Origin of the sequence: Brucella sp. NBRC 113783, from assembly GCF_040372265.1 — a bacterium.
Classification (GTDB): Bacteria; Pseudomonadota; Alphaproteobacteria; order Rhizobiales; family Rhizobiaceae; genus Brucella; species Brucella teleogrylli.
The window spans coordinates 1-2,676 of the sequence record NZ_BAABRX010000023.1; the positions used below are offsets into that span (position 1 = coordinate 1).

Consider the following 2,676-nt stretch of genomic DNA (forward strand, 5'->3'; position numbering starts at 1 on the left):
GGTTGGACTGTCAACGATCAGAACGATTTTCTTGCGCGCCTCTTCGGACTGCAAAAGATTAACAAAGCATGAAAATGAGGACGCTCAGGGGATAATCGCGCGCTCCGAAAATGTTTGCGACAGGCCCAAGCAGCCAGTGCCTCAAAAGGTGCAGGCCTTTCCATTCTGATGGGCGCGCCCAATATTGTGCGCGGTGGCTCGCATTCCGGCAATATTGCTGCACGCGATCTCGTCGATAATGGCAGCCTCGACATTCTGTCCTCGGATTACATTCCGTTCAGCCTCATTCAGTCGGCTTTCGGCCTTGCTTCGGGGGAGCGTCCGATTGCGCTGCCACAGGCTGTCCGCCTCGTAACCAAGAACCCGGCTGATGCCATGGCGATGGATGATCGCGGCGAAATCGCTATCGGAAAGCGTGCCGATCTGGTTCGCGTGCGGCCGAAAGGTGCAATTCCGGTTGTGCGCACTGTCTGGCGCGAAGGCGAACGGGTGCTTTGATGCAGATGCAATCCGATACGCCGAAAGGCTGTTTCGTTGCCGTTGTCGGCCCCAGCGGGGCCGGCAAAGACACGATTATGGATGCAGCGCGTGTGGCTCTTGCGGGCGACACGCGGTTTCATTTTGTGCGCCGGATCATCACGCGTCCGCAAATGCCGGGCACGGAAGATCACGACAGTCTGGATGAAGCAGCATTTACTAAAGCCGCAGGCGAGGGTGCTTTCGCGCTGCACTGGCAGGCGCATAGCCTGAGCTATGGATTGCCGAAATCGCTTGATGATGAAATCGCCGACGGTATCGTGGTGATTGCGAATGTCTCGCGGCGTGTACTTGGCGATATCCGCAGGCTTTATTCGGAACGGTCCGTGGTCGTCATTTCGGCTAGGCCGGAAGTACTTGCAGAGCGGCTTGCATCGCGTGGACGTGAAAGTCGAGAAGAAATCGCTTTGCGACTTAAGCGCGAAGTGAGCTTCGATGACGGTGCAGACGATGTCGTCATAATAGACAATTCAGGGGAAGTCGCTGCTTCCACAGATGCCTTCCTGCGTCATCTGCAGGAAATTAGCATTAAAACAATTGCCTAAATTAAAATCTTAAAGCGGAATGTAAGTTTACACAAACGTCATGGTCCGTTCATTGCAGTGTCATTGAACGGATCATGAGCGGGCATGACTGAAGACGAACTCATGCTTCAACTAAAAAATTGACCCGCCGCTATAATGATAAGGTGGCGGTTTGGCCTGCCGCCGGTTTCATGGACATCGAGGTAAGATATTCCTCCTGAAACCGGAGAGCATGAATGCAAAGACGAATATTCAGCCGCGAGTATAAGCTTGAGGCTGTGAAGCTTGTCAGGGAACGTGGGGTCACTGTTGAGCAGGCTGCTCGTGATCTTGATGTCCACGAGAATGTGTTGTGCAAATGGGTTCGTGAATACGGCGACGATCCCAGCCAGTCGTTTCCTGGAAAAGGCCAGATGAAGCCGGAGCAGCTTGAGATCGAGAGGCTTCGGAAAGAGGTCGCCAAGCTGAAGGCGGAGCGCGCCCCGAGGGCGTTCTTTTGAAGGGGGGCAATCAAAACTTTCTCACTAACAATTATTGCCCCATACTTGATTACGATTGGCTATTGCCATTTTCGTTGGCATTTTTGCCCCACCAACGATCACAAAATGCGTTGATGTTCTCTGACTGGAAGTCTGGAAGACGTTCGATAATTGTTGCAAAGGGCCAATCCCACCAGGCAATATCGGTAAGCTTCGAAACGATTACAGGTTCAAAGCGTTTCCGTATGAGCTTGGCCGGCACACCGCCGACCACGGTGTAAGGCGCAACATCCTTGCTGACGACCGCGCCAGCCGCCAGAACCGCGCCATTACCTATTTTCACACCGGGCAGTACGATGACCCCGTGCCCGATCCAGACATCATGTCCGATAGTCACACAATCAGCGGCGCGTCTTGTGAAAAAAGTCAGATCGCGGTCAGCGTCATGCGAATAATATTCTGGACAATAGGTAAACCGGTGCATGGAGGGGCGGTTCATCGGGTGATTGGGCGCTCCGATCCTGACCTCGGCAGCGACAGCGCAGAACCTTCCAATCACCGCATTTTCGACGATGCAACGTTGGCCGAGATATGAAAAGTCGCCCAGCTCCACGGTGTGGAGTGAAGTATCGTCCAGTATTTCGCAGCAGGTTCCTATTCTGGCGTCCCTCAGTTGTACCGAGGGATGAATAACCGTCTCGGCAATTTTCGGACGGGGAACTGGATATGTGTCTGTCATTTCTGCTCTCCAAGGGTTGAAAACCCCTTTTGTTAGAGGGGTTTCCCCGTGGCCCGTGATCTCGTAGCCAGCAATCTCACGACTTCGATGATAGATGGAGAGGATTGCTCCAGGCACGTTTGCTGTTCTCATCGCAGATTACCAGTCTTGCCCATCCGCCTCTGAATTTTTCCAGAGGAAGCCTTGCATGACGAATGCCTGCTCCCATTACACTTTGCGAGCGGGCAGCCTCGCCGATGAGCCATACCGTGTTTACCGGGCTCATTTCAAGGGCCTGTCGCAAACATTTTCGGAGCGCGCGATTATCCCCTGAGCGTCCTCATTTTCATGCTTTGTTAATCTTTTGCAGTCCGAAGAGGCGCGCAAGAAAATCGTTCTGATCGTTGACAGTCCAACC

General features: G+C 53.4%; 2 protein-coding genes and 2 pseudogenes. 3 read left to right on the forward strand and 1 reads right to left on the reverse strand.

Annotated features, from left to right (window positions below):
• Nucleotides 1-129: 129 nt before the first annotated feature.
• From ABWW11_RS25225 to ABWW11_RS25235, 3 genes and pseudogenes are all read left to right on the forward strand, one after another.
• Nucleotides 130-498 (forward strand): annotated as a pseudogene (locus tag ABWW11_RS25225) (amidohydrolase family protein); the annotation flags it as partial.
• Between the two features lie 5 nt (nt 499-503).
• On the forward strand, nt 504-1,082 hold the full coding sequence (phnN, locus tag ABWW11_RS25230; RefSeq protein ID WP_024897968.1) for a phosphonate metabolism protein/1,5-bisphosphokinase (PRPP-forming) PhnN: 579 nt from the start codon (nt 504-506) through the stop codon (nt 1,080-1,082).
• 215 nt (nt 1,083-1,297) lie between these two features.
• Nucleotides 1,298-1,540: pseudogene (locus tag ABWW11_RS25235) on the forward strand (transposase); the annotation flags it as partial.
• A gap of 70 nt (nt 1,541-1,610) precedes the next feature.
• Here the strand turns inward: ABWW11_RS25235 and ABWW11_RS25240 are convergent.
• Nucleotides 1,611-2,279: an LbetaH domain-containing protein gene (locus ABWW11_RS25240; RefSeq protein ID WP_024897970.1), complete on the reverse strand. Its 669-nt coding sequence runs from the start codon at nt 2,277-2,279 to the stop codon at nt 1,611-1,613.
• Nucleotides 2,280-2,676 lie beyond the last annotated feature (397 nt).